Source organism: Fluviicola sp. (assembly GCF_039596355.1).
Lineage (GTDB): Bacteria > Bacteroidota > Bacteroidia > Flavobacteriales_D > Crocinitomicaceae > Fluviicola.
Map to the genome: position 1 here is coordinate 816,440 of NZ_JBCNJW010000001.1, position 25,396 is coordinate 841,835.

The following is a 25,396-nucleotide window of genomic DNA, read 5'->3' on the forward strand; positions in this document are numbered from 1 at the left end:
GACTCCGCTCGGCCGGCAAACAAAACTGACTTTTTAGAAGAGAACATGTCGTTTCGAGTAACGAAACGTAGCGAAGTATCTCACGAGAAGTTAATGCTCCAAACTTGCCAAATAACGCTCGGCATCCAAAGCAGCCATACAACCTGTTCCTGCAGCAGTAATTGCCTGACGGTAATTTTTGTCGGCAGCATCACCTGCAACAAATACTCCCGGTACATTCGTTAGAGAAGTTCCCGGTTTTTCATATTTGATGTAACCTGTTTCATCCAGGTTGATGTAATCTTTGAAGATATCCGTATTCGGTTTGTGCCCGATTGCCACGAAGAAACCGGTAGCAGGAATGTCATGCTCTTCACCGGTTACATTGTTTTTAACCTTGATCGCATTTACGCCGTTTCCGTCTCCCAATACTTCAATGGCCTCTGTGTTGTGCAGAATTTCAATGTTTGGTGTTTTACGTACGCGGTCTGCCATGATTTTGGATGCACGGAATTTATCCGTACGAACCAGCATGGTCACTTTCTTACACAATTTGGACAGGTAGTGTGCTTCTTCACAAGCTGAATCTCCTGCACCAACGATCACAGTTTCTTGTCCGCGATAGAAGAATCCGTCACAAACTGCACATGCGGAAACACCTCCACCGATAGAAAGGTAGTGTTGTTCCGAAGGAAGTCCGAGGTATTTTGCGGATGCTCCGGTTGAGATAATTACCGTATCGGCATGAATTTCATGACCATCTTCTGTCCAGCATTTGTGAAGTGGTCCGCTGAAATCTACTTTTGTAATGAATCCTGAGCGGATATCCGTTTCAAAGCGCTTTGCCTGAGCTTCCAGCTGGATCATCATTTCCGGTCCGGAAATTCCATCCGGATATCCCGGGAAGTTTTCAACTTCGTTGGTCGTTGTTAATTGTCCACCGGGCTGCATTCCCTGATACATAACGGGTTTCATTTCAGCTCGTGCAGCATAGATAGCTGCTGTATATCCTGCGGGACCTGAACCGATGATCAGGCATTTGATTCTTTCAGCGCTCATGTTTTGTATTCTCGTTTTTTTAGTTTGTATCCATTACAAAATTAGGGATTTCCAGCCTGTCAAATAAGCTCTCGCCGGAGAGTCTTTTTCAGGTAGGAATCCAAGGTTATTTTCTGCAGTAATAAATAAAAGCAGGGGGGAAATTGGCAGGAGTAAAGGCGATTTCCATGCGTTTGAAAAACTGTTTGATGTTCTTTTTCGCATTCAGGGAGTACTGAAACTGAACATACAGTGCATTGTCATGCATCACCTCGTGGCTTTCTTTCAAAATCCGGTTTTTCAATTCCGAAGGAAAATTGGCTAATGGGAGCGAGGAAACCACGGCGTCTGCCTGTGATAATCCATGTTTTTGAAGGTATTCCCCGATCTTCTCAGCCGAATCATGAATCAGGATCACGCGCGGATCCTTGAACTCTTTTTTGAGCATATTCATGAAACTATCATTGAGTTCGAAGACTAAAAGCACTCCGTCGGGACTCAGTTTTTCAACAATTTTTCGGGTAAACACGCCGGTTCCTGGCCCAAGTTCAACGATGACTTTAGCTGTTGAGAAATCAATTTTCTCCAGCATTTTCTTTGCCAGGTATTTAGAGCTTGGAGCCATTGCTCCAACCATTTTACGTTCTTTCCAGAAGTTTTGTATAAACGAACGCTTATCAGACATGTTCTTTGGTTTCTTTAAGCGCGAATTTACCATTATTGATCACTCCATAAACAAATCCGCTCAATTGTTTATTCAACGCCGGAGTGTTAGTAGCTGGAGTCAGCAGTTCGTTGGCTGTAAAAGTCCACGGTTTTCCGGGGATAAAGAGCGAAAGATCTGCTACGGATTGGTTTTCGATCGCGTTGGTATCAAGTGACAATAATTCTCGACTTTTTCCGCTCAATGCCTTCACAACCAGTTCCAGGTCGAATTCCGGGCAAGCTCCCAATTCTCCGAAAAGGGTTTGCAGGGTACTGTTTCCGAAATTGGCGTGGTCGAACTCCAAATCTGTTTCTTCGGTGTCATTCGGACGGTGATCGGAGACGATACAATCGATTGTTCCGTCTTTCAATCCTGCCCAAAGCGCGATTCTGTCGGTTTCTCTTCGTAGTGGCGGCATCAGTTTGAAATTGACATCGAAATCCAACACCGCTGTTTCGTTATAAATCAAGTGTTGAGCATGCACATCAGCCGTTACATTCAATCCTTTTGCTTTCGCTTTGCGGATCAAATCAACAGATTCTGCATTTGCAATTCCGGTTGCGTGGAGGTTTCCTCCGGTATATTCCAACAAGCGCAGGTTTCGCTCCAGTTCGATGACTTCGCTGATAGAAGGATCGGCTTTCAGACCGGTTTTGGTAGAAGCTTCCCCTTCGTTTACCAATCCTCCGCCCGAGATGGATTTGTCGTGTGCAAAACCAACGACAATTCCATCGAAATTTTTCGAGTAGAGCAGGGCGCGGTACATGATTCCACCGTTTACCGGAACAAGGTCGTCAGAGAACAAACGCACTCCCGACTGGAACATATCATACATTTCTGCCAGAGCTTCTCCCTGGTTTTTCTTCGTAATACAGCCCATTGGGTGGATGGTTGTTACGGCATTTTCTCCGCGGCGCAATACGTATTCTACGCTGGTTTTGTTGTCCAATACAGGTTTTGTTGAAGGAAGAACCGCAACGTGTGTATATCCACCGTATGCAGCTGCATCCAAACCTCCCTGGATAGTGGATTTATGTTCTTCTCCCGGATCTGCAAAATGAGCTTTCAAATCGGTCCATCCTTTTGAAACATGAAGATTCTCTTCCCTGATTTCCAGTTCGCAGGAACGCTCAATGCGCTCAGCAATCTCGTGTATTTTTCCATTTTCCAGGTAAATATCTACCTGTTTACCATGCCATTTAGAGGTTTGATCGATAACTTTTGCTTGTCGGATCAGTAATTTCATATTCTTATTTCTTGTAGAAAATTAGCAACGCCATTTCGCACAGGACGAAAATTCCTGCAAAGAAAACAAACCATTTCCATAAGTCATAACTTTCCCCGATTTCTAACAGAGAAGCGCTATTCCAATTGGAACCGTCCTGCACGGAATTCACTTTAATTCCGGCTTGCTGAAAGCTTGTTTTGATTTCTTCTTGTGTGGATTCGGTGGTTTGTGATTCCTGGCGGTTGTAATTCATGGAAACTGTTCCGATGGTTTTCCCAGCTTGCTGAATGGTGTAATTCCCGGCTTCCAGGATTCGAATCGCTTCCAATCCCTGAACGGAAAGGTATGGTCGCTTATTTTTGTTAAACAATACCGGGATGTAATCAACCTGGTTTTGTTTCAGGTGCACCGGATTATCTCCGGAAGCGTTGGTATTCAATGGATAGCTTCCATCCGAACCGATAATGAGGTAGTACGGATTCTGTCGCTGACTCAGGTTCCCAACATGTAACAAAAGCGTAGAAAACAACTGGTTACTCGTAAAGGTGCTGAATTCCGGTTTCAGGGAAGTCGAGAAGAGGTATGAAGTTCCTTTTCCGGTACTTTTCACAAAGAATGGTGTCCCGTTTTGGTAACTGATCAGGCTGCTTGAAAGTGTTTTCGAACTGCTGAGCAAGCGGTATGCCTTTGCAACGGCCGGAAGTGAGATATTGTCCGGTTTCCCCTCAAAAATGCCGTGGAAGAACGGATCTTTGATGTTGAGTTTTTGAATGGATAATCCAACGGTTTGTGTTCCGTTCATTGCAGGAAGTGCCAGCTTTTCAAGAACAGCATTCCATCCTGTCGGAGAAACATTTGTTCCGGGAATCAGTAAAACCGAACCTTGTTCCTGGTTATATGATTCCAGTGAAGTGCTCAGATTGCTTGGGATTTGATTCAGTCCGTTCAGCACAACCAGGTCGAAATTCTCCAGGTTTTCCTGGGAAGCCTGAGTTGTTGAAATTTCCTTTGTTTTGTAAAAATCATCCAATCCGTATACGATTCCCACGTTATCCACAGCATCTTCACCGTTGATAATCAGTACAGCGCTGCTTTTCTTTACTTCGTAATTGAAGTAGAAAGAGTCGTCCTGGATCATCTGCTTGTCGTTGATTGACACTTTTCCTTTTACGATTCCTGCCTCCTGGTTGAAATAGTTTAGTTGTACCGTATCGGAGCCAAAAGCCGGAAGTTCGGCAAACAAATCACGCTTCATTTTCCCGATCTGTACATTGACTACCGCTGATGCGATCGGTTCTTTTCCGCTGTTCACCACCCGGATGGAAAGTGTTTGTGATGAACCCATTTTCTGAATCGGTGTTTCGAACCAAAGCGTATCTACATACAGGTTTCCAGCGTTTTGAGGGTTCAAAACCAATGGAGAAACGGACGAAATCGATTTGAATTTCTTCAGTGTCTGTCCGGATTTACCTTTTTGGAAATCAGACAAAAAAACAAGAGAAGGCTTCGTCTTGATATTTCCCTCTTTTTGGGCATCCTCAACCCACTGATTCCAGAACGAAAGGATTTCTGTTCGGGAACGGTAAATCGGAGAGTAGTTGATCTTTCCAACCTGGTCGAGGAATTTGACTTGTGTCAGTGTTTGCTTCTCATTTCCGCTTAGTTCGTTCGTGAACAAAACATATTGGGTGTTTCGGGGCGCTTTCTCCGTAATCGATTCTGCGAGTGTTTTTGCCTGGGCCAGTAATTCACCCTGGCTCCCGATGCGTGACATGGAAAAGGAGTTGTCAACATAAACACCGATCAATTGCACATCTTTTTTGCTGAGATCGGAATGAGGAAAGTAAGGCTGTGCAAAAGCAATGACCAAACAGGCAAAGGCAAGCGCCCGTGCAATCAGGATCAGTAAATGCTTGAGTTTTCTCGGGTTCTTTTGTTGCTGCTCCACTGATTTAACGAAAGCAATACTCGAGAAATAAACCGTTTTATACCTCCGGAAATGAAAAAGATGGATAAGTATTGGGATGACCAAGACTAGTAGGGCGAACAAAAATTCAGGATAAACCCATTTCATAACGCTAAAATAACATTGAATTACGAATTACGGGGTACGAACGGGAAGTGTTTTTCTACGATTTTTAAACAATTTAACGAGTTGAAATGTTTAGTCTCATTTCCACGATGTTCTGATACTCGAAGAATAGAAGCACTCTCCATGAAATTCGGAGTTTGTGTTGTATAATGGGAATTCGGGAATTCCCAATTTCCCAATATTGGGACAAGATTTAAGTGTTACTTTATATTTAAGTGTTAAATGTTTTGATTTTCAATATTTTGAAAGTAAACGTGAGTGATTTTTGATCAATGTACTTTTTACGAAAGATCACCAGATTCAAAGTGTTGATCGAATAATTCGTCATTCAAGATTCTTTTTGTCACAGCAAACGGAGTTATTTAACTCCCTCAAAAGCTCCCAGTCCAAACAGTGCAAAATCGTACTTACACGGATCATTCGGGTCGAACAGAGTCAACTGCTCCTGGATTTCGGCTACGCTGCGCCAATCATTTTGCGTTCGGGTGAGAATCCCCAGTTTGCGGGCAACATTTCCGGTATGTACATCCAATGGCAGGTGTAATTCTGACATCGGGATGCTGTTCCAGATTCCGAAATCCACTCCGGATTCGTCTTTGCGAACCATCCACCGCAAAAACATATTGATGCGTTTGGCAGAAGACCCTTTCAACGGATTGGCCAGATGCTTGTGTGTTCTGTCTGGGAATGGCTCCTGGGTGAATACTTCTCTGAAGGAAACAATTCGTCCCTGTACTCCCGGAATTTCCGGATGCGTCTTGAAAGCAGCTTCCAGACCTCCGTATTGTTCATAAATGCGTTTCATGGAAACAAAAAAGGCATTCAGATCATCGCTATTGAAAGTGCGATGCACAAATGCATGTTTTTGTTCCTCGTAATTCATCACATACTCATATGGTTTGAATTGCATGATATTTAGGAGTTTTTCGCCACTTTTGATAATTGCGGTGCGGTTTCCCCAGGCCAGCGTAGAAATTAAAAAAGCACTGATTTCGATGTCTTCCTTCCGGGTAAACTGTTTTGGAATTTGAATCGGATCGGTTTGAACGAAATCCGGGCGGTTGTATTCTAAAACCTTTTTATTCAGATAATCAATGAGTTGCGATTGGTTCATATTCCGGAGAAGTATTAAATTCGTACTGTAAATGAATGACTTATGAAAACAAAAAACTACTTATTAGTCATTATTACAGCCATTTCAATTGGTTTTTTCTCACTGTCTTCCTGTATGCGAAAGCCGAATACCTGTAAATGTTATTTCCTGAACGGAGATAAATTCTATTACGACATGAGGGCATTGGTGAAATGGCCAATACCTGCAGGGCACTCGATCAGGAAAATTGTTTCCTGAGGTAACTTATCCCAGTGCCCCGTCTGCCATTACGATGGATCGGTCTGCCATTTCAGCCAGGAGGTTGTTGTGGGTGACGATCACAAATGTCTGTTTGAATTCTTCTCTCAAATCAAAGAAAAGCTGGTGCAATTCGGCTGCATTCTTAGAATCCAGGTTTCCGGAAGGTTCATCTGCAAAAATGATATCCGGTTCATTCATCAGTGCTCTTGCTACTGCCACACGTTGCTGTTCTCCACCTGAAAGTGCCGCAGGCTGGTGACTTTCCCGGCTTTGAAGTCCGAGTTTTTTCAGTAGGAGGGAAGCGCGTTCTTTTGCTTCCGGCATACTTTTTCCACCGATCAGTGCCGGCATCACCACATTTTCAAGCGCTGTGAACTCCGGAAGCAGCTGGTGAAACTGGAAAATGAACCCGATTTTCTGATTCCGGAATCCGGCAAGACCTTTGGAAGATAAACTGAAAGGATTCACACCGTTTAATGTAAGTGTTCCAGAGTCTGGTTTGTCCAGCGTTCCCAAAATTTGAAGAAGCGTTGTTTTACCGGCTCCGGATGAACCTACGATCGAAACGATTTCCCCGGATTGAATTTCCAGGTCGATTCCTTTCAGAACTTCCAGTTGTCCGTATTTCTTTTGGATTCCCTTTGCAATCAGCATTATTTGTCCAGTTTTAGAGAATGTCCCATTTTCTGAACCTTGGTCTGAAGGTATTTTTCGTTGTGAGCATTACGTCCCACTTCCAACGGAACGTTTTCAACGATCTCCAGACCATATCCGATCAGACCGGTACGTTTTTTCGGGTTGTTTGACATCAGGCGGATTTTGGAAACACCCAATTCGTGCAAGATTTGAGCTCCGATTCCATATTCACGCTCGTCTGATTTAAACCCGAGTTTCAGGTTTGCTTCAACCGTATCGTATCCTTCTTCCTGAAGTTTGTAAGCTTTCAATTTATTCAGCAATCCGATTCCGCGACCTTCCTGGTTCAGGTAAACGATCACTCCTTTGCCTTCTTTTTCGATCATTTTCATCGCGTGATGGAGCTGTGGTCCGCAGTCACAACGGCAAGAACCGAAAATGTCTCCTGTCAGACAAGACGAGTGCATGCGCACTAAAATCGGTTCTCCCGGTTCCCAGGTTCCCTTGATCAGTGCCAGGTGCTCTTGTCCGTTGGATTTCACGGAGAAAGCAGCCAATTTGAAATCACCATGTTCTGTAGGCATTTCCACTTCGATTTCACGTGAGATCAGGGATTCGTGCTTCATGCGGTAAGCAACCAGATCCGCAATGGAAATCAGTTTCAGGTCGAATTTCTTCGCGATTTCCATCAATTGAGGCAAACGCGACATGGATCCGTCTTCGTTCAGAATTTCCACCAGGATTCCTGCAGGTTTAAACCCTGCCAGACGCGCCAAATCTACTGCCGCTTCCGTGTGTCCTGTTCGTTGCAAAACACCGCCTTTTTTGGCACGAAGCGGAAAAATGTGTCCGGGGCGTCCCAGATCCTCCGGCTTGGTGTCTTCAGAAACTAATGCTTTGATGGTCTTTGCACGGTCGAAAACAGAGATTCCGGTTGTACATCCGTGACCGATCAAGTCTACGGAAACCGTAAACTGGGTTTCGTGTAAAACCGTATTGTTTGTAACCATCAGGTTTAATTCCAGTTCGTTACATCTGGATTCGGTAAGCGGTGTACAAATGAGTCCTCTTCCGTGGGTTGCCATGAAATTGATCATTTCAGGAGTCACCGTTTCTGCAGCGGCAATGAAATCGCCTTCGTTTTCGCGGTCTTCATCATCCACAACGATGATTACTTTTCCGGCTTTTATATCTTCAATCGCTTCTTCGATTGTGTTTAGTTTTCCTGACATAAGGATTTAATAAAGTATCACAAATTTACTCCGAATTCTGCAATCGGGGTAAACTATTTAACTTTTTTAAAGGTAAAGAAAATCCCGTGCGGGTCATTTTCGGCGTTTCCGATCCAAACCGACATTTGCGAACCGTTTCCACGGGCATAATTGATCCGTTTGGGGAAGGAATTCTGATTATTTACAAATGTTAATGTGTCTGCATCGATGTAATTATCACATGTAAACAGAAGGGTGTCCTTGTCAATCACAATTTGGTAGCAAAGCAGGTTTTCGTGCTCGAAAATGCGCAATTTTTCGCGTTGGAAGCGGTTTTCGTAAACCATGTAATTTTGTCCCGACAGGTGACCGTTGTGAACCGTCCAGTTCTCGTGAATCAATTCGTTATCAAGTGAAGTTACCCAGTTGCCTCCGATCCAGTGAGGCAAATGATCCTTTCTGGAGCACGAGAAAAACAAAAAAGCTAACAGGAGGGGGGCGAATACAGGAGTTGTAACAGTTTTAATGTTTGTTTTTCCCATGAATAGTGTTGTTCAATGTAGTTTTTTCCATGAAGTGCAATGGAACTAAAATTACCTTCATTAACTAAACCTTCGGTTATTTTTTCGACAAAGGTGTCGATATCTTCTGCCAATAGGATGTTTTCGTAGTTGATACCACCCAGTGCGTTGTTTGCCAATGAAGTGGTGATGCATGGAAGCCCGCTGGCCATCGCCTCCAGTAGTTTATTCTGCAACCCTGTGCCGATAAAAAGAGGAGCAGCAAAGAGCCGGGAGCGCTGGTAACTGGTACGGATGTCATCCACCCAACCGCTGATATGCACATCTTTCGACTGCAGATCAAGTACTTTTTTCACCGGGCTTGCTCCGGATAAAAGTAGTCTGCATGGAATTCCTTTTTGGTGAATCCGTGGCAGGATTTCTTCTGCCAGACAAACCGCAGCTTCAATATTCGGAGCGTAGGAGAAGTTTCCGGTGAAAACCAGGTCGTAATCCTTCGGAAGGGCTAAATCTTCGAAAAATGCCTGATCGATTCCATTAGGTACGACTACAATCTGCGCATTTTCCGGGTGATAAATCAATTTGCGATCCTGTTCCGAAATGATCGTTTTGTGCTCAAAATAGTCGAAAATCCGGCGCTCATATTGCTTCAAACGCTTACTTTCAACGCGGTAAAACCAGTTTTTGTACCAGGGTTCGGTCTGAATCCGGCGTTCCATTCCTTTGGAAAGCGCGTCCATGTAATCCAGTGTTTTTGGAATCAGGTGCTCGTTTTTAACGTATTCCGAAACACGAATCAACTGGCAGTAAATGTGCTTTGGCTGTAATTCTGCGATGATCTTTTGGATCTTCCGGTGAATGGATTTCCGGTAGAAATACTGTACCTGGAAAGGTTTGGAGCTTAGAAACGATGTACATAACTGAAACAAAAGCCCTGGTTTCGACAGGTTAAAAATGTGAATGCGACTGCAGTATTGGTTTACAATCTCCAGATGTTCAGCGGAAACGGGAAGGTCTGAAGTGCAAATGAGCGTTACATGATAGTCTTTGGAAAGTTCTTTCAGCTGGTAAAATGCCCTCAATTTATCGCCTTTTTCCAAAGGGTAGGGGAAGCGGGAAACGATAAACAGAATATGCTCTTTAGCCTTCAAGGGTTTCTTTGATTACTGCGATACAGCTTTCAAAGCTATGATATTTTAAGATATAATCGCGCGATTTTTCACCCAATTCTTGCCTTAATCCGGCATTTTCATGGAATTTCAGGATTGTTTCTGTAAAAGCTTCTGCCGATTCTGCAAGTTGAATCCCGGATTTTTCAACGTCAATTCCAGCTGCACCGAGAGCCGTTGTAATGCACGGAATTCCGAGTGCCATTGCCTCGAGCAGCTTGATACGGATGCCGCTTCCGGAAAGAATAGGAGTAACCAGTGTTCCGGATTGAGCCATGAACGCATTGCTGTCCTTTACCCAGCCCACTACATCGATTGAATCAGAGTTGTAGAACTTGAAATGTTCACTTTTGGAACCGGCAATGAACAATTTGAATGACGAAACTTCCGGATTAACCCAAATCTTCTTCACCAGAAACTGAACGGCTTCCTGGTTGGGTTTCCAGTCCATTGAACCAAGATGGAAAAAGGAATTCCGGTCATAATGAACCTGGATTTCAGGATGTAAATCAACTGAAACCGGGAGTAACAGAACGTTTTTCTGCTGTGTATTTTGAAGCATCCAGCTTCGGTCTTCTTCGGAAATAGCCCAAAGAACCGCTGCTTTGTTCAGAATGTCAATTTCTTCTTTTCGGAGTGTTTTCTCCAGCTGACGCAGGTAAAAGCGTTTCATGACAGAACTTTCGAGCGAAGCATGGAGTTTCCAGATTTCCGATTCCACGTTGTGAGAGCGGATGATTACCGGAGGTAGTTCCTGCATATCGAAATGACTCAGTTGTGCCGCCGCAAACAGGCTGTCGCACACGATGTAATCGTATTTCTCACGCAGTTTTTCCGCGATGATGTGGTAAAGTTTATCCGATTTGAACCGCGAAAGGTTGTAATTTCTCCGCCGGATGAAATTCACCAAAGCTCCCGCCGGATTCACTTCGGTCTTCATCGGAACAACCGTTTGTTTACGAAGGTATTGTCCTAAAATGCGTTCGGATTCTTTGGTGTAGGGATGTTTGTAGGTTTCGAGAATGATTCCGTCGACTTCTGCAATGGTACTCAAACCTTTCAGGCATTCCATCATGGCGAAACATCCTCCGTCGATAACGGGAGCAGGAGATTTCGGTGCAATGTACAGTATTTTCATCTGCGTCGTCCGAAACTCAGGATGTAACTCCACAATTTTTTATCGAAAACCTTCATGTCGTTGGCCGCCGCTGTCATCAAAATGCAGGCAATCGGGATCAGGACAATGGTTGGAAGCCACATGCCCAGAATCGGAGATACGACTTCACCGGTTGCGAGGCTTTCCCCGACGCTGAAGAGTACGAAGTAGACCATGAAGAGCAGTGCTGCAATCACAACCGGTGCTCCGAAACCTCCTTTGCGGACAATGGCTCCGAGCGGTGCTCCTACAAAGAACAAAACAATAATGGCACCCGAAAGTGCAAACTTGCGGTGAAATTCAATTTGAAACAGGTTGTAATTCTTGTACAGAACGGTTGTCATCGATGCCTGATCCATCGTAGTGCTGCTCATACTCCGGGCACTCATAATGGCTGTATTAACGGCAGCTGCACGTTCTTTTGGTGTTAGATCCGAAAGTTTGATCACTTTTTCCGGAATCGCCTGAAGTTGTTCGATCTCCTGAGCATTTCCGTTGAGTTTGTGCATCGGGTTTTTGATCTTTTCAAAGTTAACAGACTGTGTAAACGGACGGTTGTTCAGGTTGTTCTTTGCAAAATCCGACAGCATTTGGTCTTGTTTGCGCTGCATGGAGTCCTTGGCTTCGCTGATCTGGAAGACATTGAGCATTTCGAAGTCGTTCTTAAACAATTCTTCGTCCGACTTATTGAAATTGAACCCTACCAACTCCATTTTGTAGGTTGCGGCTTTGAACTGTGTGGTTCTGCTCGGCCTGAAATCGCCACTTCGGAATGGTTTTCCCTGGTTGGTGAATACGGGGGCCTGTGCCTGTAGTTCTTCGTGAACAATTCCGTGAGAAAGATGGAAAAGCAGGTATCTTCCGTTATCACCTTTGTAGACGGTTCCGGAGTCTGCCTTTACCGTTTTGAGAATATTCGGATTGGTATAATCGTGAATGGTAATGCCGTAAAACGTATTGTTTTTACCTGATTTTACTTTGATGGCGTAACCGTCGATTTCTTTGGAATAAGAGCCTGGTGTGAGTAGCATCCCGACTTTGGTTTCCTGGATGTCGAAAATAATCGAGTGCCATTTCAGGTTTGCAACCGGGATCACATAGTTCGAGAAGAAAAATGTTGCTGTTGCAATGAGTATGACGGTTTGAGTGAGCGGTCTCAGAATCCTGAATAAGGATAACCCGGATGATTTGAGGGCTGTCAATTCGTTGTTTTCCGCCAGGTTTCCAAGGGTCATAATGGAACTCAGGAGAATTGCCAAAGGCAGCGCCAGCGGAATCAAACTGGCCGAAACATAGAACATCAATTCGATGATCACTGCAGTGCTCAATCCTTTTCCCATCAGGTCGTCAATGTACACCCAGGTAAACTGCATGATCAGCATGACCATCGAGATGAAGAAGGTGACCACAAACGGACCTGCGAAGGATTTTATGCTAAAAACAGTGAGTCTTTTCAATGTCCTGATACAGTTTTTGGGCGACTATTGTGTTCCTGCGGATCAGAGTTTCTGAATGCGTTTCGTGATGATTTGACCTGTATTTGTTGTCATTCGAACCAGGTACATGCCTTGTTCAAAAGACGCCAGGGAAATATCCGAACCGTTTTCCTGACTGTAAACCAGGTTTCCGGCAGTAGTATAAACAGTGACTTGTTTCAATGCATCCTGAGCCGAAAAACGAATCAAATCCCGTGTTGGATTCGGGTAAATACTGATGTCTGTTTTCACTAATTGCTCGTTTACGGCAAGCGGATCGTCTTTTCGTACGTTGATATCGTCGAGAAACAGTTTGAATCCGCCGCTTGTTTTCAAAACAAATGCCAGGTAAATCGTTTGTCCGCTGGAATATCCTTCGTTCGATAAATTAACCTCGCGATCCGTCCAGTCTTCCCATTCACCTTCTACGCGGAAAATGGTATCGTTGAAACTGGCGATTTGCGTATCTGTTGTTGAAATCAGTACCTGGTAGGTGTCCGGATAGCTCGGGTCGAACGATCTGGCTTTCCACTTCACCAGGTTTCCGTATGTTCCAAGGGTAATCGGAGGAGTAATCAGCCAGCGGTCAGCGGCTCCACTTGTTGTGAAATACGATGTTGCAGCGGCAACCGAATCGTTTGATCCGTCCGGATCTGCCAGAGTAATCCATCCCGGTGCAAACTGAGAATCCACTTCGGTATAGGAATCTTCTTTTAGAATGGTCCAGTTTGCCGGGATTCCCTGCTGGAAACCTTCGTTCAAAATCGTTGTCTGTGCATTCAGCGAAAGAGCCGAAACCAGGACTGTTGAAAAAAGAGCTAGTTGTTTTAACATAAGGCAAAAATACAAAGACTTTGGCTACATTGCCAGATTTATCAAGATATCCTTAAATTCCTGGTAAAAGGCGTCAAAGTGGATCAATCGATCTGCTAAAAAGCGTTGAATTTCAGGATGATCTTCTTGTTTGAAAAAATTCAGGTCGTTTCGTTCCCAGATAATGCGGTTAAACTCCGATACAGAGGAAGATGAAGCACGTTCGATCCAAACACCTTCCGGTCCCATTTCCGATTCCAGGACTACTTTTAATTCCTGCAGCTGTTCCCATAAAATCTGGCGTACTCCTTCGTCTTTTCCCTGGATATCAAAGGTTAAACGCGCTCCCTTTCCGTCTGCATCAATGCGGATGTAAATGTCTTTTACTTCGGAAGGATATGCCAGCCAGTTCATTCTGCGTCCATTGGAAGATTTGACTTTTTGCATCTTCACTTTGAATTGATTCCAGAAATCGGTTCGGAGCTGTCGGAGTTCTTCTTTGGTGTACATGTTACAAAAATACAAGAAAGTTTAGCGGGTTGTCATATAAAACGAAATCCAAAACGTAAACAAGGAGAAGTTATTTTATCTCTTGTATGAGAATCCTGAATACGTGCAGACAGATATTCCCGGAGTATCTTTTTACAAATGACAAAAATCCGGCTCCGGAACTACCTTTTCGCAGTTTCCGAACCCGGATTTCCAATCTTTAAATACCTTTCGGCTCTGTTATGTTATTCGAAAATCAGTTTATGAGTTCCTGTTTTTCCATCTTTTGTCTGCATTCTCAGGATAGCAATTCCTGTGTACTCTCCGTTCAGTACAATTTCAGAAATTCCTTCAGGCACTTCGCTGCGGAAAAGGACGCGTCCATCCAGTGAAATCAGCTCGATTCCTGCGGCTTCTTCCGTTGCGATAGCAAAATTGCCGCCTTTCACCGGGTTCGGATATACCGAGAATTCAGCGTCTTTATTGAATTCGGTCACACTGAGGTTTCCGGGTGATCCGAAAGTCAGTTTCAGGAGGTAAATACTTCCCTTGGTTGCTCCAGCCGTTGGATTCCGGTAACCGGTCAGGAGAATTCCGTTGTCACTGGTTAAATCTACGTCCATGAAATTTGCCAGTTTCCCGTTCCAGCCGGATGTTCCTACCATGCCATGGTCGAAAATCATGTAGCCGTTTCCGTTGAATGAGGTATTAAGCTGTCCCTGGTTGGTCATACTGACAACCAGTCCTTTGTTCTGGAAATTTCCGCCTACGTAGTCTGTTGTAAATCCGCATGCCAGGTATTCATTCGGACTGCGCTCGATGATTTTATTGAAGAATGTGGCGCTGTCTTCCTGGAAATCGAAAGTAACAAACCCGTTCGGAATGCTTGTATCCAGTGTTCCGTTGTTATTCACGAAAGCCACATAAGCTTTGTTGATTTGACCGTAACCACTGAAGCTCATCGTGGAATAGTAGTAGTTTTCTGAAATGTTGTAACCGGCAACCAGGAGCCTTCCGGAATTAGTATACGCAATGGAAAACGGCCGATCGGTATTGTCTGTGTTAAAGGTCATAAAACCGTTTGTACCAAAGCCTGTGTCCAGCGCGCCGTTTGGTGTCAGCTTGAAAAGCATGTTATCCGAATAGTTGGCAGAATCATATGTATGCGTTGTTTGATCCCAGGTATCAACGAACATCAAGCCATAAGCCTCACCGTTTGGTCCGATGGCCATATCCTTAAATTCAACGCGGGGTACATTGACCGAATAATACCCGTTGGTTCCGTATGTATTATCGGGAAATCCGTTCGGATTTAAGCGAACGATGGCCGGTTTTCCTCCGGGTCCGCTTCCACCAACCAGGAATTTTCCGTTCGGAAGAATGTGCAGGCTTTTCGGAATGGAATACGTTCCTGTGGTTCCGAATACGTCGCTGGTGAGCAAGTGTCCGTTATTTCCGAAGGTAGAATCCAGGCTTCCATTTGTTTTAAAACGCATCATAATGAACTGTTTGGCTCCGCAAATTCCGTTCACACAGTATTCGGATTCTCCGATCACAACGATTTTTCCGTCTTGCTGCAGTTCCACATCATAGCCAACTGTGGCTTGTCCGCAGAACGTTTTGGCAGCTCCATTGTTCCCAAAAGTGGGATCCGGCATACCATTGGGCAGGTAGCGGTAAACATAGAACATCAAATCCGGTGAATTCGGATCCCTGTACAGCACGGTTACAATCTTTCCGTCGGGTTGAATGGCAGAAGCCATACCGGATCCCAGGTTTCCTTCACTATTGGAATTTGGTCCCTGGTAGGGGAGGTAGCCGTTTGAATTGAATGTTGAGTCCAGGTGTTGCGAAAAGGCATTCGCTGTCAACAACAGTGTGCATAGTAGTAAAATTCTCATAAATAGTCTCTCATTGGGTTTGTAGCATCAAGACTCTTTTTGTGAGAGAAAAGTTGGCTGGAAATTGAAAGATTATTTATTGACTTATCAATAGAAACAGGGCTTTCAGAAGGAATATTACTGTATTGAGAGTTCTGAAATAAATCGCAAAAAATGTCATTTTGCCCGTTGCATACGCTAGATTCGGATATGAATTCCCATTCTTTTCTATTTAACATAAGATAAGTCGCTAGAATTTGATGTAGGATTTCAACTGATCCGTTGTGCAGAAATACGAGAATTTCAAAATGCTCGGTTTTGAGGGAGTTTCTATAAATTGGATGTTCGGGAGTTGTAGTGTGAGCAGTTGAAAGTATGGCGCATAGAGATTGGTTCCGGATGAGCCAACATGATCGAAGATTTTCCAGGATCATATAAACCCGGAAAATGCTTGCCAGTGATTAAATGAACGCACGGAGAATCGCACAGATATTTTTGTGTAAGGAATTGTGCACGTAGAATGGATTTGCACGAATCAACATCCGGATGAATTGGTGAAAGAAATTTTCCTGCAAATAAATCGGCTAAGTATGAATGATGTCCATAAGCAAAAGTTTGGCGGGATTCCTGGAAAGAAGGTATAGGAAGTTGTTTGAATTGAATGAGCTGGAGGATGCGATTGAACGGAAGCTTGGAGATGGGCAATAAATGTCAAATGAGAAACGTTACTCTATTTAACATAATAGTAATTATAGGACGCGATAAAAATCTTTTTCATTCATGGATTTAACTACCTAATTGTTTACACCAATTGTGGTGGTTAATTTAAAAAGTGGAATCTGGTTATTTTAAAATGTGGAATTCTACATATGAATCCTAGTCAAAATTGACTTGGGAAACTTCCAAATATTTCTTGTAGAGTTTTCGAAAGACTGAATCAATTAAAATTAATAATGAAAATCGTAGATAATAATTTTCATAGATATGATTGTCGTCTACAAGAGTTATCAATGTTGGTAGATTATCTTGATAAGAAAAAGTATTATGAGCGCAACGATTTCGATGACGATATACCAAGTCATACTTGTCTTGCAAAACATTTTCAAATAGTTTACTTGTACTAACAGCGATATGATTACTTCTAATATTAGACCATGCTTTAAGAAAATCGTTGTAATTTTCATTGGTCCAAGATTCGAGATTGGAGCTTAGAAAAATCTCATCTAAATAGGATTTTGTATCGTTTTTTATCTCTGTTCGATTGATTGCAACGCTGATGTCATATGTATCATCAAGACCTAGAATTGCCTCAATCAGGTCTTTATACACGGCTTGTTTTTCTCTATACGTAGAACATTCTCCTAAAGGAGATGCGCGGAAACGATGATACCGGTACTCGAAGTTATCAGTAGCCAATTCCCAACAAATACATTTCATCTTTTGTTCCTGAAATCCAGTCATTTTGAGGAATGTTGTTTGCATTGAGTATTCACTTAACGGGAAGGTTTCGATACCAACGCCGATTCCAGAATGAGCAGCCACCATGTCATTTAGAATTTTGGTGATTGGTGAAAGGATGAAGTCTGAATGCTTACTCATGGATAAATCGATTAAAAATTTCAATTGATGATGAGATACGTTCTTTAAGATATTTCAATGCTGCAGGAGCCTTCCTATGAGCGTCACTTGTTTTTAATTCTGTGATTTTAGATTCCAATGCAGTATGAAGATCCTCTTTTCTTGCCAGATCAATTGATTTGTCTTTAAAGACAATTTGATAGATCAGTCCAAAGAGATATAAATCTAAATCTATAATCGATGAAAATTGTTTTTTAAAGTCTAACTGTTCGAAAGATTCTCTTAATTTATCAAATCTTGGTTTGTAATTTCCATCAGGAAAAAGATCTGCAAAATTCACAAACGTATGTGAACTTCGTTCTCCTACTACCGAATAAATGTAATCTTCATAGTAGTTTTCCATTTTTTGTTTAAAGCCTCTTGCCAGTTTATTATTGTTCCCATCTTTTTCATATTGAGATAATAAAGAAAGAAATCTCACGAAATCTGCTTTACTCTCTGAATTAATGTATTTAACGGTTATGGTTTTACTTAATTCAGGATTAAAGAAGTCTACTAATCCTTCGTTTAAAAAATATAGTGATGCCCTACTTTCCTGCGCTAACAATGCTTGTCCTTGGACATTGATATTTCTGAAAACAGATGAATAATATCTTTGTTGAGCTTGAGGATTTACAGTATCAGGAACTAGGTACGAAAAACCTAAGTAATTATTTTTGAAAAATGCCTCATCAACTTGATAGTCGATGTTTTTATAATTACCAGGTGTTATACCGGTAAGAATTCCACTTCTGTTTTTCCCTTTTTTAGTCAATTGACTTAGGTCCCATTCTAAAACATCATCTAAAGCATCCTCTAATTCATCATCCTCATCGTCATTTTCATCCGCAAGCCTTTCCTCTATTAATTTTTCTTTGGTGGCTTTGTAAACAGACTTATCTGGAAATAACTGCAGATATGCAAGAAAAATGGAAGTTAATCTTTGTTGTCCATCGAGTATGTAATTAACGTTACTGGATTGATCAACTTTGAATGCTCCTATTGTGATCGGAGGGACAAATTGTTTTTGTTTAAATGTTTCTACTAGATTTTTAACTCGGCTTTCATCCCAAACGAAGTATCGCTGATAATTGGGAAGGATTATATTTTGTTGTAAAATTAACTCAACCCAATGTTTAAGCGAATATTGGCCATAGTAAACGCGGTTTTCCATTTTGAACAATGATTAGTTTAAGTTGATAAATATAATAACTGATTCTTTTAAAGGGATTATTAATTTTGAAAAAGAACTTCATAAATCATGAATCAAATCCATTTTTCAGAACAAATAGTCAAAATGAGTGTCACTGCATTCAAATGGATGGCCAATGATATTTATCAAGTATATATTCCTTCCTTAAAATTGAGCTCTTATGGACCTAAAAACGAGGCTGCGGATGAAATGATGAATTTCTCTCTGAAAGAGTTTGTTTTAGATTTAGAGAAAGTTAAGAACGCAAATGTCGAATTTGCATTATCCAATCTTGGTTGGAACCGCGATAGTTCTGAAGAGGAGAGTTTTTCTCACATCAGTATTGACAAAGAGGATGTAATCCAGCAATTAGAACTGAAGAATATTGAATTGATCGAAGAAACGTTCTCAATTTAATTTGTTGATATAAGCTTTGAAGCTGTTATAACTCAACTTCTCCTCCAATGATTATTCACAGTCTTCATAATACTGGCGACCGGTAAACCAATTGCTGGTATTCAAGGATCTGTTCCCGGAAAGGGTCGAGCGCCCTCCCCTTTCGGTTCTGGCTTCTTTGGCCGGCCGAGTTCTTTCCTTGGGCTTTGGGGCTGCAGTGTTAATAAATAATCGTATAAAAATCTAATTACTTTATTAAATTAGCTCTCCTAATTAACTGCTATTGAGTGATTAAAAATAAAAAAATAGAAATTGGCGATCGTGTCGTAGAGACTAGACCATCTATATTAGAACCAGACAAAGTAAAGTTATGGGTGCGTTCAGGTGGCCGCTGTGCTATCTGCAATAAATATTTGCTTGACCTGAATTATGAAGTTTCCACTGGTGAGATGGCACATATCGTTGGATGGAGTAATGCAAAAAAATCACCTAGAGGTAATTCAGCACTCGCTTTGGAAAAAAGAAACACCGTTGATAATCTAATTTTATTATGCGCAGATCATCATAAAATCGTAGACACAAAGAAACTACTTGAAGAGTTTACTTTGGAACGCTTGATGTTACATAAGGCCGATCATGAACGTAGAATACATCATCTTACAGAACTTCAAATAGATTCAGAAAGTATTGTTTTAAGAATGTTTGGTGGTATCAGGGGCGTGTCTGTAGAAGTATCAAAAGAACATGCCAGAAATGTCATTTTTAATAGTGAAAAAAAATTTGCTATGTTTATTGATAGCTTTGACAAGCATGGCATTGAAATAGACTTAAACAAGCTTCCAGATCCCGAAGAAAATTGGGAAGCTTACTGGTCTATTGGTATGAGCATGATCGATAAAAGTTTGCGACCATTAATTGAAGGTGTGGAAAATGGTTCTGTAAGACATCTTTCACTTTTTGCAATGAGCCGTATTCCTTTATTAGTTTATTTGGGTTATAAACTTGGTGATAAAATTCCATCTTCCCTTTATCAAAAACACCGTGGTGAGGAAGAAACCTGGATGTGGTCTGTAAAGGAAAAAGCTGAAACATTTGAAATTATTAAACTGAAAGAATGCTCTTCAGAAAATGTTGCATTAATATTATCTCTCAGTGGCAGTATTAATTTTGAAGATTTACCTTCCAATATTTCTACAAATTCCAATATATATGAAATCAGACCGGTTGAAACAACCCCAAATCGCGATATCTTAAGAAACAAAAAGTCTTATGAAAACTTCAATAAAACTTATCATGAGTTTTTGAGCCAAATAGAAGTCTCGCATAAAACGTGCAATGAAATCTATCTTTTTCCAGCGGTACCGGTTACAGCAGCGATAGCCTGCGGTCGTGGGTTAATGCGTGACGCACAACCAGCCATAACTGTTTATGATCGCACTGGAGATTCTTACAAAAAAACTTTAACCATCAATTCGAAATGAAATTAACGAACTACTTTAAAAGCTTTTTGGAAAATGAAGTCAACCTTAATCCTTCCAGGATTACCACTTTGGATGAAAGGACTGAAACGATTACAAACCTTTTAAGCGATAGTGAAAAATTCAAGGATAATTTTATTGATGTAATCCCTCAAGGTTCATACGCACATAAGACGATTATTAAGCCCGTAAAATCCACTCAGGATTTTGATGCCGACATTTTACTCTACCTAAAAGAATATACGGATTGGGAGGCTGAGGACTATGTTCAGGAATTATATCAATTTTTCAGGGATAACAAAACTTACAGAGATAAAGTACATCGAAAAACAAGGTGTGTTACAATTCAATATGCAAATGACTTTCATATCGATGTCGTTCCTTTTTTGGAACGACACGATGAAAAATATGTTACCAATCGACATGAGAACAACTTTGAGTTGACGGATCCTGAAAAATATACAGAGTGGCTCGACGAACGTAACAGAATAACAAAGCACAACTTTGTAAAAGTCATACGTCTTTTAAAATATATACGAGACTACAAACAGACATTTGCCATCAAGTCTATCATTTTAAATACTCTATTGGGTGAGCAGGTCAATGATGCTGCCTTGTTAGAGGATGAGAATTGTTACAGTGATGTTCCTACAACCTTGTATACAATTATGAAAAAAATAAAAGCATATGTTCATAATCACGAACTAATGCCGACTATCGAAGATCCGGGAGAAACCGGAGAGAATTTTGGAGATCGTTGGCATCAGGAAGGTTGGTCGGTTTTCCGGACAAAAATGATGTACTACAGTGACAAAATCAAGGAAGCATACGAAGAAACGGATAAGGAAAAAAGTTTGAGCAAATGGCAGGAAGTATTTGGAGATAGTTTTAAAAAACCCGAGAGCAAATCTGAAGAAAGCTCGACTGAATCCAACGGAAGCCTTATTGCTTACAATAATACTGAACAGCAAATTTCAGACTTGGGATTCCCTTTACATATAAACCCTAGTTATAAGGTGCGACTAATTGCACGAGTAAATAAAAAAGTGGGACACAGAAATTATGAATTGCACACTCAAGGTAATAAAGTAGGACGTGGTAGACAGATTACTTTTACTGTTAAAAATTTCAATATTCCACAACCTTTTTCCATTTATTGGAAGACATTGAATAGAGGACAACATGCGATCAAGGCAGATAGTATAAGGGGGCAAATCATAGCAGGAGGAATAACTAATCAGGAAACGACAAGTTTTAAAGGAAACCATTTTGTTGAATGTTATATAATTAAAGATGGTGTTTGTGTAGCGAGAGACAGACAATCAGTTATTATTACTTAGTTAACTAACCATTTTTTGAATGATAATTATCAATTTAATTTAAGGTAGATTTTATACGTATTATAACTCAACTTCTCCTCCAACTGATTATTCACAATCTTCATAATACTGGCAACCGGTAATCCGAGTTGCTGGTATTCCAGGATCTGTTCCCGGAAAGGATCTAGCGCCCTCCCCTTTCGGTTCTGGCTTCCTTTTGGCCGGCCGAGCTTCTTTCCCTGGGCTTTCGCAGCGACCAACCCTTGTTTGGTCCGGATGGAAATGAATTCTCGTTCTGATTCTGCGAAGTAACTGTAAATGGCCAGGAGCAATTTTACATGATGCGAGTTCCGGAAGGTGGAAAGTTCTGGCTGCCGGATAAAGATGATCTCCACTCCCCTTTCCAGTAAGGAATTGATGATATTGAGGGTTTCGATCATATTGCGCCCTAGCCTGCTTAATTCTGCAACCAGGAGAAGATCTCCGGATTCCAGTTTGGAAGAGAGCTCGTCAATCTTACGCTCCCGGACCGATTTGGTACTGGAGATTTCGATTTCAATGAATTCGGTTATGACAACCTGGATCCGCTGTGCATGTTCCAGGAGTAAGTGTCGCTGTTTGTTCAGGTCCTGCTTGTCGGTACTTACCCGAATGTATCCTATAGTTTTCATTTTCTTGGTTTGAATAAATAATCAGCATTTCGACTATTTGTGCAATGATTTTGCAGTTAAAACCGACCTATTCCTGTTCAAAATAGATCGGTTGTTTAACGGTCGTTATTTATGCACTGTTTTACATCTTTTGACGAATTTTTAATGCTTCAATCGCATACGTGACTTGAGAGAAATTCTCATTGGCATATCGCTGGATCTCTTTAATCGATTCCAGATCTTCAATACCGTGTGCTTTACACAATACCGAAATTTCATTTTTGGATGGAGGAATTAAATGTTCCCAATGCTGGATGCGTCTAAAAAGTTCCGGAACTCCTATTACGCCCTGATTTTTCCATTTCAACATATTATCCTGGAAATACTCCGGGCCAGCTAAAATAATTCCAGTAGTGTGTTGTGTAGCATCCCTCACCTCATGAAGGTATTCAAGAAATTTGGGTTTAAATTTTCCGGCTTCATCAATGATTAACAATTGTCGCTCCTGGGAGTAGTTCAATTTATAGCAAACCTGTTTGATTAATGCATGTAAATTATTTCCGATGCTTTTGCCCTCTATCCCCATCGAATTCAGTAATTTGGTATAGAAATCCCTTGCATTCATGCTGGCTGTAACGCACAAGTAATACACATTTTTGTTATTGTCCAGGTAATGCTCCAAAGCAGTAGTTTTTCCAGAGCCTGGATACCCAATAATTGCAACCATCTTTGAATACTTATGAGCATCAGTACAAATACCTTGAATCGTACTGAAATTGGTGGTACTGATTAATAACTCATTCATGGCCTTTTGTTTTTAAAAGTATTACTTCAAGTGATCCCGGAGTTTGATAAAGATGGTGCTTGTTGTGGACCTCACGTGATCGTTTATTTATTCCAGGTATTTGATCAACGTGTTCATTATCAAATGGAACCGAAGGTTTGTTTTCCTTACTTCGATAAACCAATTTTACAGGCTTGGAATACTGCAGATCTGTAATAAATCGTTCGTTTTGATCGAATAATTTAATTCTGTCACGGTCGGTTTTTTGGTAGCAAACAATCACTATTGTTCCATTCAACCGTAATCTTAATTCTTCGTCTTCAATCAGGTACTGGAACTGTTTATTCCTAAAGCTTCCTTCTGAAAGCAAAATCATTGATTGACGGACATGATATTCCTGGACACGGTTCCAGAACATTAAAGCAATTTCGTTCTCTGAAAGCTTGTAACTAAATTGACACGTATCGGCTATTGCATAAGCAATCGAAGGAGCTTTTTTGGAAGGATTTATCGAACTTGAATTGAATTCCGCAATTGCTTCCGCTAATAATTGCTCGAGTTCAGATTTACTTCTAAGGTTTTCTCGCTTGATAGCTTCCAATAAAACTTTCCGGGAAGGTCTCCCCGATTCACGCTTGCTTTTAATTCCTTCTCCCAGATATCCGAATTTTCCTTTGCAAACCGTGGTTTGAAAGGTTGAAAAGAAGCTTTCAATGTGCCCTTTATCATTTGGATGTTGAGGCAAATGAATCCGAATGTTAGTTCCAAGAGCAGCCATATGTGTTTCAAGGGCTTTGTATTTGTCATGTTTGTAGCAACTACCATTGTCTCTTAGTATTTCAGATGGAAGATAGCCGGTTGCTTCGGCTGCCATTCGAACTGCAGAGAGAACTACTCTGTGATTTTCAGATTTATCAGAAGCATACCCAATAATTTTCCTGGAATGAATATCCATTACCGCAAACAAAATGAGAAAACCAGGTTGGCCATTTTCCATCAGATATGCAAATTGAAAACGAGATCCATCCATTTGCCATAGCTCCCCGTTTGATTCTGCATCTTCGCGTAACCTAAAGGAATCCAGGTGGATTTTACTCCACTCCTCCCCGTTCCGGAAAGGCTTACATTGATTTTGAATGTATTTATCCGCTAAAACTTGTTTTACACAGCTAACCGATACCTCAGAATAACCATTTGTGATTGCCCAGCTGTTCAACTTTTCCTGGATTACTCGATAAGACCATTGTTCTTTAGCTTTAAACAACTCCGAGATCTTATCTTTATGAGCCTGAGTAAGCTTTCGGTTGTTCTTTGTTTTTCCAAGGCTTTTGTGAATTAGCGCCTCATGTCCGTATTGCTCGAATTTTTTGAGTTTATGATAGAACACTTTGAGTGAATCCGTTTCAAACACCATATTGGGAAGTTTGCAATAGAATTTGAAAATTTGATTCAGAGGAATTGAAAAACCACGTAGTTGCTGAATTTGCTGAAAGACAGAGTGATTTCGAGCGTATTGATGAATAACTTCTGTCTCATAGAAGTATCCACCACCATAAAGCTTGATATAGTTTTTAAAACCATCACGTAGAGCGAACTCAAACTTATCGATAATGAGTTTTTCTATTCGCTCCAATTTTTGCACTTCAAGACTTTCAGAGAGCTGGATCTCACTTGGCAATTGATACTTTTTGATCATCTTCCAGGAGATCGTTGAATAACGAATCCATTTGATCCGCTTATCTTCCGGATCTGCAAAGTGTTCATAGTTATTGGTTAAATTCTTCCGGTTCCGGGTCAACTGATTATTTATACTTTGCTCATTGACCCCATACTTTTTCAGGAACGATATCTGAACATAGATATCCCTGTCCAATGCGATAATATCCATTAGAAACTAGAATTGTGAAAACAGACTGGACAAGGATTTAGAACCTGCCAGCCTTAGCTTTCAGGTTAAAGAAAATAGAGATGTAAACTGAAAATTATCAGTGATTTGAGTGTCCTTTTTGGAACTCGTACTTGAATTGTGATTTTTAAGAAAAAAACACAGGGATGTCTGTAGGATATTATCCTAGAAATGTTTACTTTTACCATGAATTGTTAAAGTTCAAAAAGATCCCGTTTGCAAAGGTTCACCGGCCAGCAGCTAAGGGATCTTTTTTATTTGATCACTACAAAGTTCTGACAATAAGAAGCCGCTTTTACAAAGTACT

23 protein-coding genes are annotated in these 25,396 nt (G+C 41.3%); 4 read left to right on the forward strand and 19 right to left on the reverse strand.

The features are described from left to right. Positions 1-90: 90 nt before the first annotated feature. The 5 genes from trxB to ABDV94_RS03370 form a co-directional block, all read right to left on the reverse strand. Positions 91-1,038: a thioredoxin-disulfide reductase gene (gene trxB, locus ABDV94_RS03350; protein WP_343604755.1), complete on the reverse strand. Its 948-nt coding sequence runs from the start codon at positions 1,036-1,038 to the stop codon at positions 91-93. A gap of 106 nt (positions 1,039-1,144) precedes the next feature. Continuing rightward, positions 1,145-1,702: an rRNA adenine N-6-methyltransferase family protein gene (locus tag ABDV94_RS03355; protein WP_343604757.1), complete on the reverse strand. Its 558-nt coding sequence runs from the start codon at positions 1,700-1,702 to the stop codon at positions 1,145-1,147. Beyond that, complete coding sequence (locus ABDV94_RS03360; RefSeq protein ID WP_343604758.1) at positions 1,695-2,969, reverse strand: dihydroorotase; 1,275 nt, start codon at positions 2,967-2,969, stop codon at positions 1,695-1,697. The genes ABDV94_RS03355 and ABDV94_RS03360 overlap by 8 nt, the downstream gene beginning before the upstream one ends. Positions 2,970-2,973: 4 nt before the next feature. Continuing rightward, positions 2,974-5,025, reverse strand: coding sequence for a BatA domain-containing protein (locus ABDV94_RS03365; RefSeq protein WP_343604760.1), 2,052 nt, complete (start codon positions 5,023-5,025; stop codon positions 2,974-2,976). 376 nt (positions 5,026-5,401) lie between these two features. Beyond that, the gene (locus ABDV94_RS03370) at positions 5,402-6,157 is read right to left on the reverse strand and encodes a TIGR02757 family protein (RefSeq protein ID WP_343604762.1); all 756 of its coding nucleotides are present in this window, start codon (positions 6,155-6,157) and stop codon (positions 5,402-5,404) included. Positions 6,158-6,199: 42 nt separating this feature from the next. Here ABDV94_RS03370 and ABDV94_RS03375 point away from each other — a divergent pair, with 42 nt between their 5' ends. Next, positions 6,200-6,394 (forward strand): hypothetical protein, encoded by a 195-nt coding sequence (locus tag ABDV94_RS03375; protein ID WP_343604764.1) that lies wholly within the window; start codon positions 6,200-6,202, stop codon positions 6,392-6,394. A gap of 6 nt (positions 6,395-6,400) precedes the next feature. Here the strand turns inward: ABDV94_RS03375 and ABDV94_RS03380 are convergent, their stop codons facing one another. From ABDV94_RS03380 to ABDV94_RS03430, 11 genes are all read right to left on the reverse strand, one after another. Then, positions 6,401-7,051 carry an ABC transporter ATP-binding protein gene (locus tag ABDV94_RS03380; RefSeq protein WP_343604765.1) on the reverse strand — a complete coding sequence of 217 codons (651 nt, stop codon included), beginning with the start codon at positions 7,049-7,051 and terminating at the stop codon, positions 6,401-6,403. Further along, entirely contained in the window at positions 7,051-8,265 is a 1,215-nt protein-coding gene (locus ABDV94_RS03385) for a bifunctional 3,4-dihydroxy-2-butanone-4-phosphate synthase/GTP cyclohydrolase II (protein WP_343604767.1), read from the reverse strand. Before ABDV94_RS03385 ends, ABDV94_RS03380 begins: the two co-directional genes overlap by 1 nt. 53 nt (positions 8,266-8,318) lie before the next feature. Next, the gene (locus ABDV94_RS03390; protein WP_343604768.1) at positions 8,319-8,693 is read right to left on the reverse strand and encodes a hypothetical protein; all 375 of its coding nucleotides are present in this window, start codon (positions 8,691-8,693) and stop codon (positions 8,319-8,321) included. A 35-nt stretch (positions 8,694-8,728) separates the two neighbouring features. After that, positions 8,729-9,916 carry a glycosyltransferase gene (locus ABDV94_RS03395; protein ID WP_343604770.1) on the reverse strand — a complete coding sequence of 396 codons (1,188 nt, stop codon included), beginning with the start codon at positions 9,914-9,916 and terminating at the stop codon, positions 8,729-8,731. Further along, positions 9,906-11,072, reverse strand: coding sequence for a glycosyltransferase family 4 protein (locus ABDV94_RS03400; protein ID WP_343604772.1), 1,167 nt, complete (start codon positions 11,070-11,072; stop codon positions 9,906-9,908). Before ABDV94_RS03400 ends, ABDV94_RS03395 begins: the two co-directional genes overlap by 11 nt. Next, on the reverse strand, positions 11,069-12,547 hold the full coding sequence (locus tag ABDV94_RS03405; RefSeq protein ID WP_343604774.1) for an LptF/LptG family permease: 1,479 nt from the start codon (positions 12,545-12,547) through the stop codon (positions 11,069-11,071). The genes ABDV94_RS03400 and ABDV94_RS03405 overlap by 4 nt, the downstream gene beginning before the upstream one ends. Before the next feature lie 42 nt (positions 12,548-12,589). After that, positions 12,590-13,399: a choice-of-anchor J domain-containing protein gene (locus ABDV94_RS03410; protein ID WP_343604776.1), complete on the reverse strand. Its 810-nt coding sequence runs from the start codon at positions 13,397-13,399 to the stop codon at positions 12,590-12,592. A 24-nt stretch (positions 13,400-13,423) separates the two neighbouring features. Further along, positions 13,424-13,888: a DUF4268 domain-containing protein gene (locus ABDV94_RS03415; protein WP_343604778.1), complete on the reverse strand. Its 465-nt coding sequence runs from the start codon at positions 13,886-13,888 to the stop codon at positions 13,424-13,426. A 224-nt stretch (positions 13,889-14,112) separates the two neighbouring features. Further along, a complete protein-coding gene (locus ABDV94_RS03420; protein WP_343604780.1) occupies positions 14,113-15,768 on the reverse strand; it encodes a T9SS type A sorting domain-containing protein in 1,656 nt (551 codons plus the stop codon). 855 nt (positions 15,769-16,623) lie between these two features. Further along, positions 16,624-17,346 (reverse strand): hypothetical protein, encoded by a 723-nt coding sequence (locus ABDV94_RS03425; protein WP_343604781.1) that lies wholly within the window; start codon positions 17,344-17,346, stop codon positions 16,624-16,626. After that, positions 17,339-18,538, reverse strand: coding sequence for a DUF262 domain-containing protein (locus tag ABDV94_RS03430; protein WP_343604782.1), 1,200 nt, complete (start codon positions 18,536-18,538; stop codon positions 17,339-17,341). The genes ABDV94_RS03425 and ABDV94_RS03430 overlap by 8 nt, the downstream gene beginning before the upstream one ends. Before the next feature lie 87 nt (positions 18,539-18,625). Between ABDV94_RS03430 and ABDV94_RS03435 the strand changes: the two genes are divergently transcribed. The 3 genes from ABDV94_RS03435 (at position 18,626) to ABDV94_RS03445 (ending at position 21,770) form a co-directional block, all read left to right on the forward strand. Further along, entirely contained in the window at positions 18,626-18,973 is a 348-nt protein-coding gene (locus ABDV94_RS03435; protein ID WP_343604784.1) for a hypothetical protein, read from the forward strand. Positions 18,974-19,239: 266 nt separating this feature from the next. Further along, positions 19,240-20,433 carry an SAVED domain-containing protein gene (locus ABDV94_RS03440; RefSeq protein ID WP_343604786.1) on the forward strand — a complete coding sequence of 398 codons (1,194 nt, stop codon included), beginning with the start codon at positions 19,240-19,242 and terminating at the stop codon, positions 20,431-20,433. After that, positions 20,430-21,770 (forward strand): cyclic GMP-AMP synthase DncV-like nucleotidyltransferase, encoded by a 1,341-nt coding sequence (locus tag ABDV94_RS03445; protein WP_343604788.1) that lies wholly within the window; start codon positions 20,430-20,432, stop codon positions 21,768-21,770. Before ABDV94_RS03440 ends, ABDV94_RS03445 begins: the two co-directional genes overlap by 4 nt. A gap of 29 nt (positions 21,771-21,799) precedes the next feature. Here the strand turns inward: ABDV94_RS03445 and ABDV94_RS03450 are convergent, their stop codons facing one another. From ABDV94_RS03450 to ABDV94_RS03460, 3 genes are all read right to left on the reverse strand, one after another. After that, entirely contained in the window at positions 21,800-22,420 is a 621-nt protein-coding gene (locus ABDV94_RS03450) for a recombinase family protein (RefSeq protein ID WP_343604790.1), read from the reverse strand. Between the two features lie 121 nt (positions 22,421-22,541). Next, positions 22,542-23,204, reverse strand: a complete 663-nt coding sequence (locus ABDV94_RS03455) for an ATP-binding protein (RefSeq protein ID WP_343604791.1) — start codon at positions 23,202-23,204, stop codon at positions 22,542-22,544. After that, positions 23,197-25,071 (reverse strand): DDE-type integrase/transposase/recombinase, encoded by a 1,875-nt coding sequence (locus ABDV94_RS03460; protein WP_343604793.1) that lies wholly within the window; start codon positions 25,069-25,071, stop codon positions 23,197-23,199. The genes ABDV94_RS03455 and ABDV94_RS03460 overlap by 8 nt, the downstream gene beginning before the upstream one ends. Positions 25,072-25,396 lie beyond the last annotated feature (325 nt).

Bases quoted from the DNA above. Each gene is read 5' to 3' on its own strand.
- ABDV94_RS03450 (WP_343604790.1), bottom strand. From the start codon at position 22,420: ATGAAAACTATAGGATACATTCGGGTAAGTACCGACAAGCAGGACCTG.
- ABDV94_RS03435 (WP_343604784.1), top strand. From the start codon at position 18,626: ATGAATCAAATCCATTTTTCAGAACAAATAGTCAAAATGAGTGTCACT.
- ABDV94_RS03445 (WP_343604788.1), top strand. From the start codon at position 20,430: ATGAAATTAACGAACTACTTTAAAAGCTTTTTGGAAAATGAAGTCAAC.
- ABDV94_RS03430 (WP_343604782.1), bottom strand. From the start codon at position 18,538: ATGGAAAACCGCGTTTACTATGGCCAATATTCGCTTAAACATTGGGTT.
- ABDV94_RS03425 (WP_343604781.1), bottom strand. From the start codon at position 17,346: ATGAGTAAGCATTCAGACTTCATCCTTTCACCAATCACCAAAATTCTA.
- ABDV94_RS03455 (WP_343604791.1), bottom strand. From the start codon at position 23,204: ATGAATGAGTTATTAATCAGTACCACCAATTTCAGTACGATTCAAGGT.
- trxB (WP_343604755.1), bottom strand. From the start codon at position 1,038: ATGAGCGCTGAAAGAATCAAATGCCTGATCATCGGTTCAGGTCCCGCA.
- ABDV94_RS03365 (WP_343604760.1), bottom strand. From the start codon at position 5,025: ATGAAATGGGTTTATCCTGAATTTTTGTTCGCCCTACTAGTCTTGGTC.
- ABDV94_RS03415 (WP_343604778.1), bottom strand. From the start codon at position 13,888: ATGTACACCAAAGAAGAACTCCGACAGCTCCGAACCGATTTCTGGAAT.
- ABDV94_RS03460 (WP_343604793.1), bottom strand. From the start codon at position 25,071: ATGGATATTATCGCATTGGACAGGGATATCTATGTTCAGATATCGTTC.
- ABDV94_RS03400 (WP_343604772.1), bottom strand. From the start codon at position 11,072: ATGAAAATACTGTACATTGCACCGAAATCTCCTGCTCCCGTTATCGAC.
- ABDV94_RS03355 (WP_343604757.1), bottom strand. From the start codon at position 1,702: ATGTCTGATAAGCGTTCGTTTATACAAAACTTCTGGAAAGAACGTAAA.
- ABDV94_RS03385 (WP_343604767.1), bottom strand. From the start codon at position 8,265: ATGTCAGGAAAACTAAACACAATCGAAGAAGCGATTGAAGATATAAAA.
- ABDV94_RS03360 (WP_343604758.1), bottom strand. From the start codon at position 2,969: ATGAAATTACTGATCCGACAAGCAAAAGTTATCGATCAAACCTCTAAA.
- ABDV94_RS03420 (WP_343604780.1), bottom strand. From the start codon at position 15,768: ATGAGAATTTTACTACTATGCACACTGTTGTTGACAGCGAATGCCTTT.
- ABDV94_RS03410 (WP_343604776.1), bottom strand. From the start codon at position 13,399: ATGTTAAAACAACTAGCTCTTTTTTCAACAGTCCTGGTTTCGGCTCTT.
- ABDV94_RS03370 (WP_343604762.1), bottom strand. From the start codon at position 6,157: ATGAACCAATCGCAACTCATTGATTATCTGAATAAAAAGGTTTTAGAA.
- ABDV94_RS03375 (WP_343604764.1), top strand. From the start codon at position 6,200: ATGAAAACAAAAAACTACTTATTAGTCATTATTACAGCCATTTCAATT.
- ABDV94_RS03380 (WP_343604765.1), bottom strand. From the start codon at position 7,051: ATGCTGATTGCAAAGGGAATCCAAAAGAAATACGGACAACTGGAAGTT.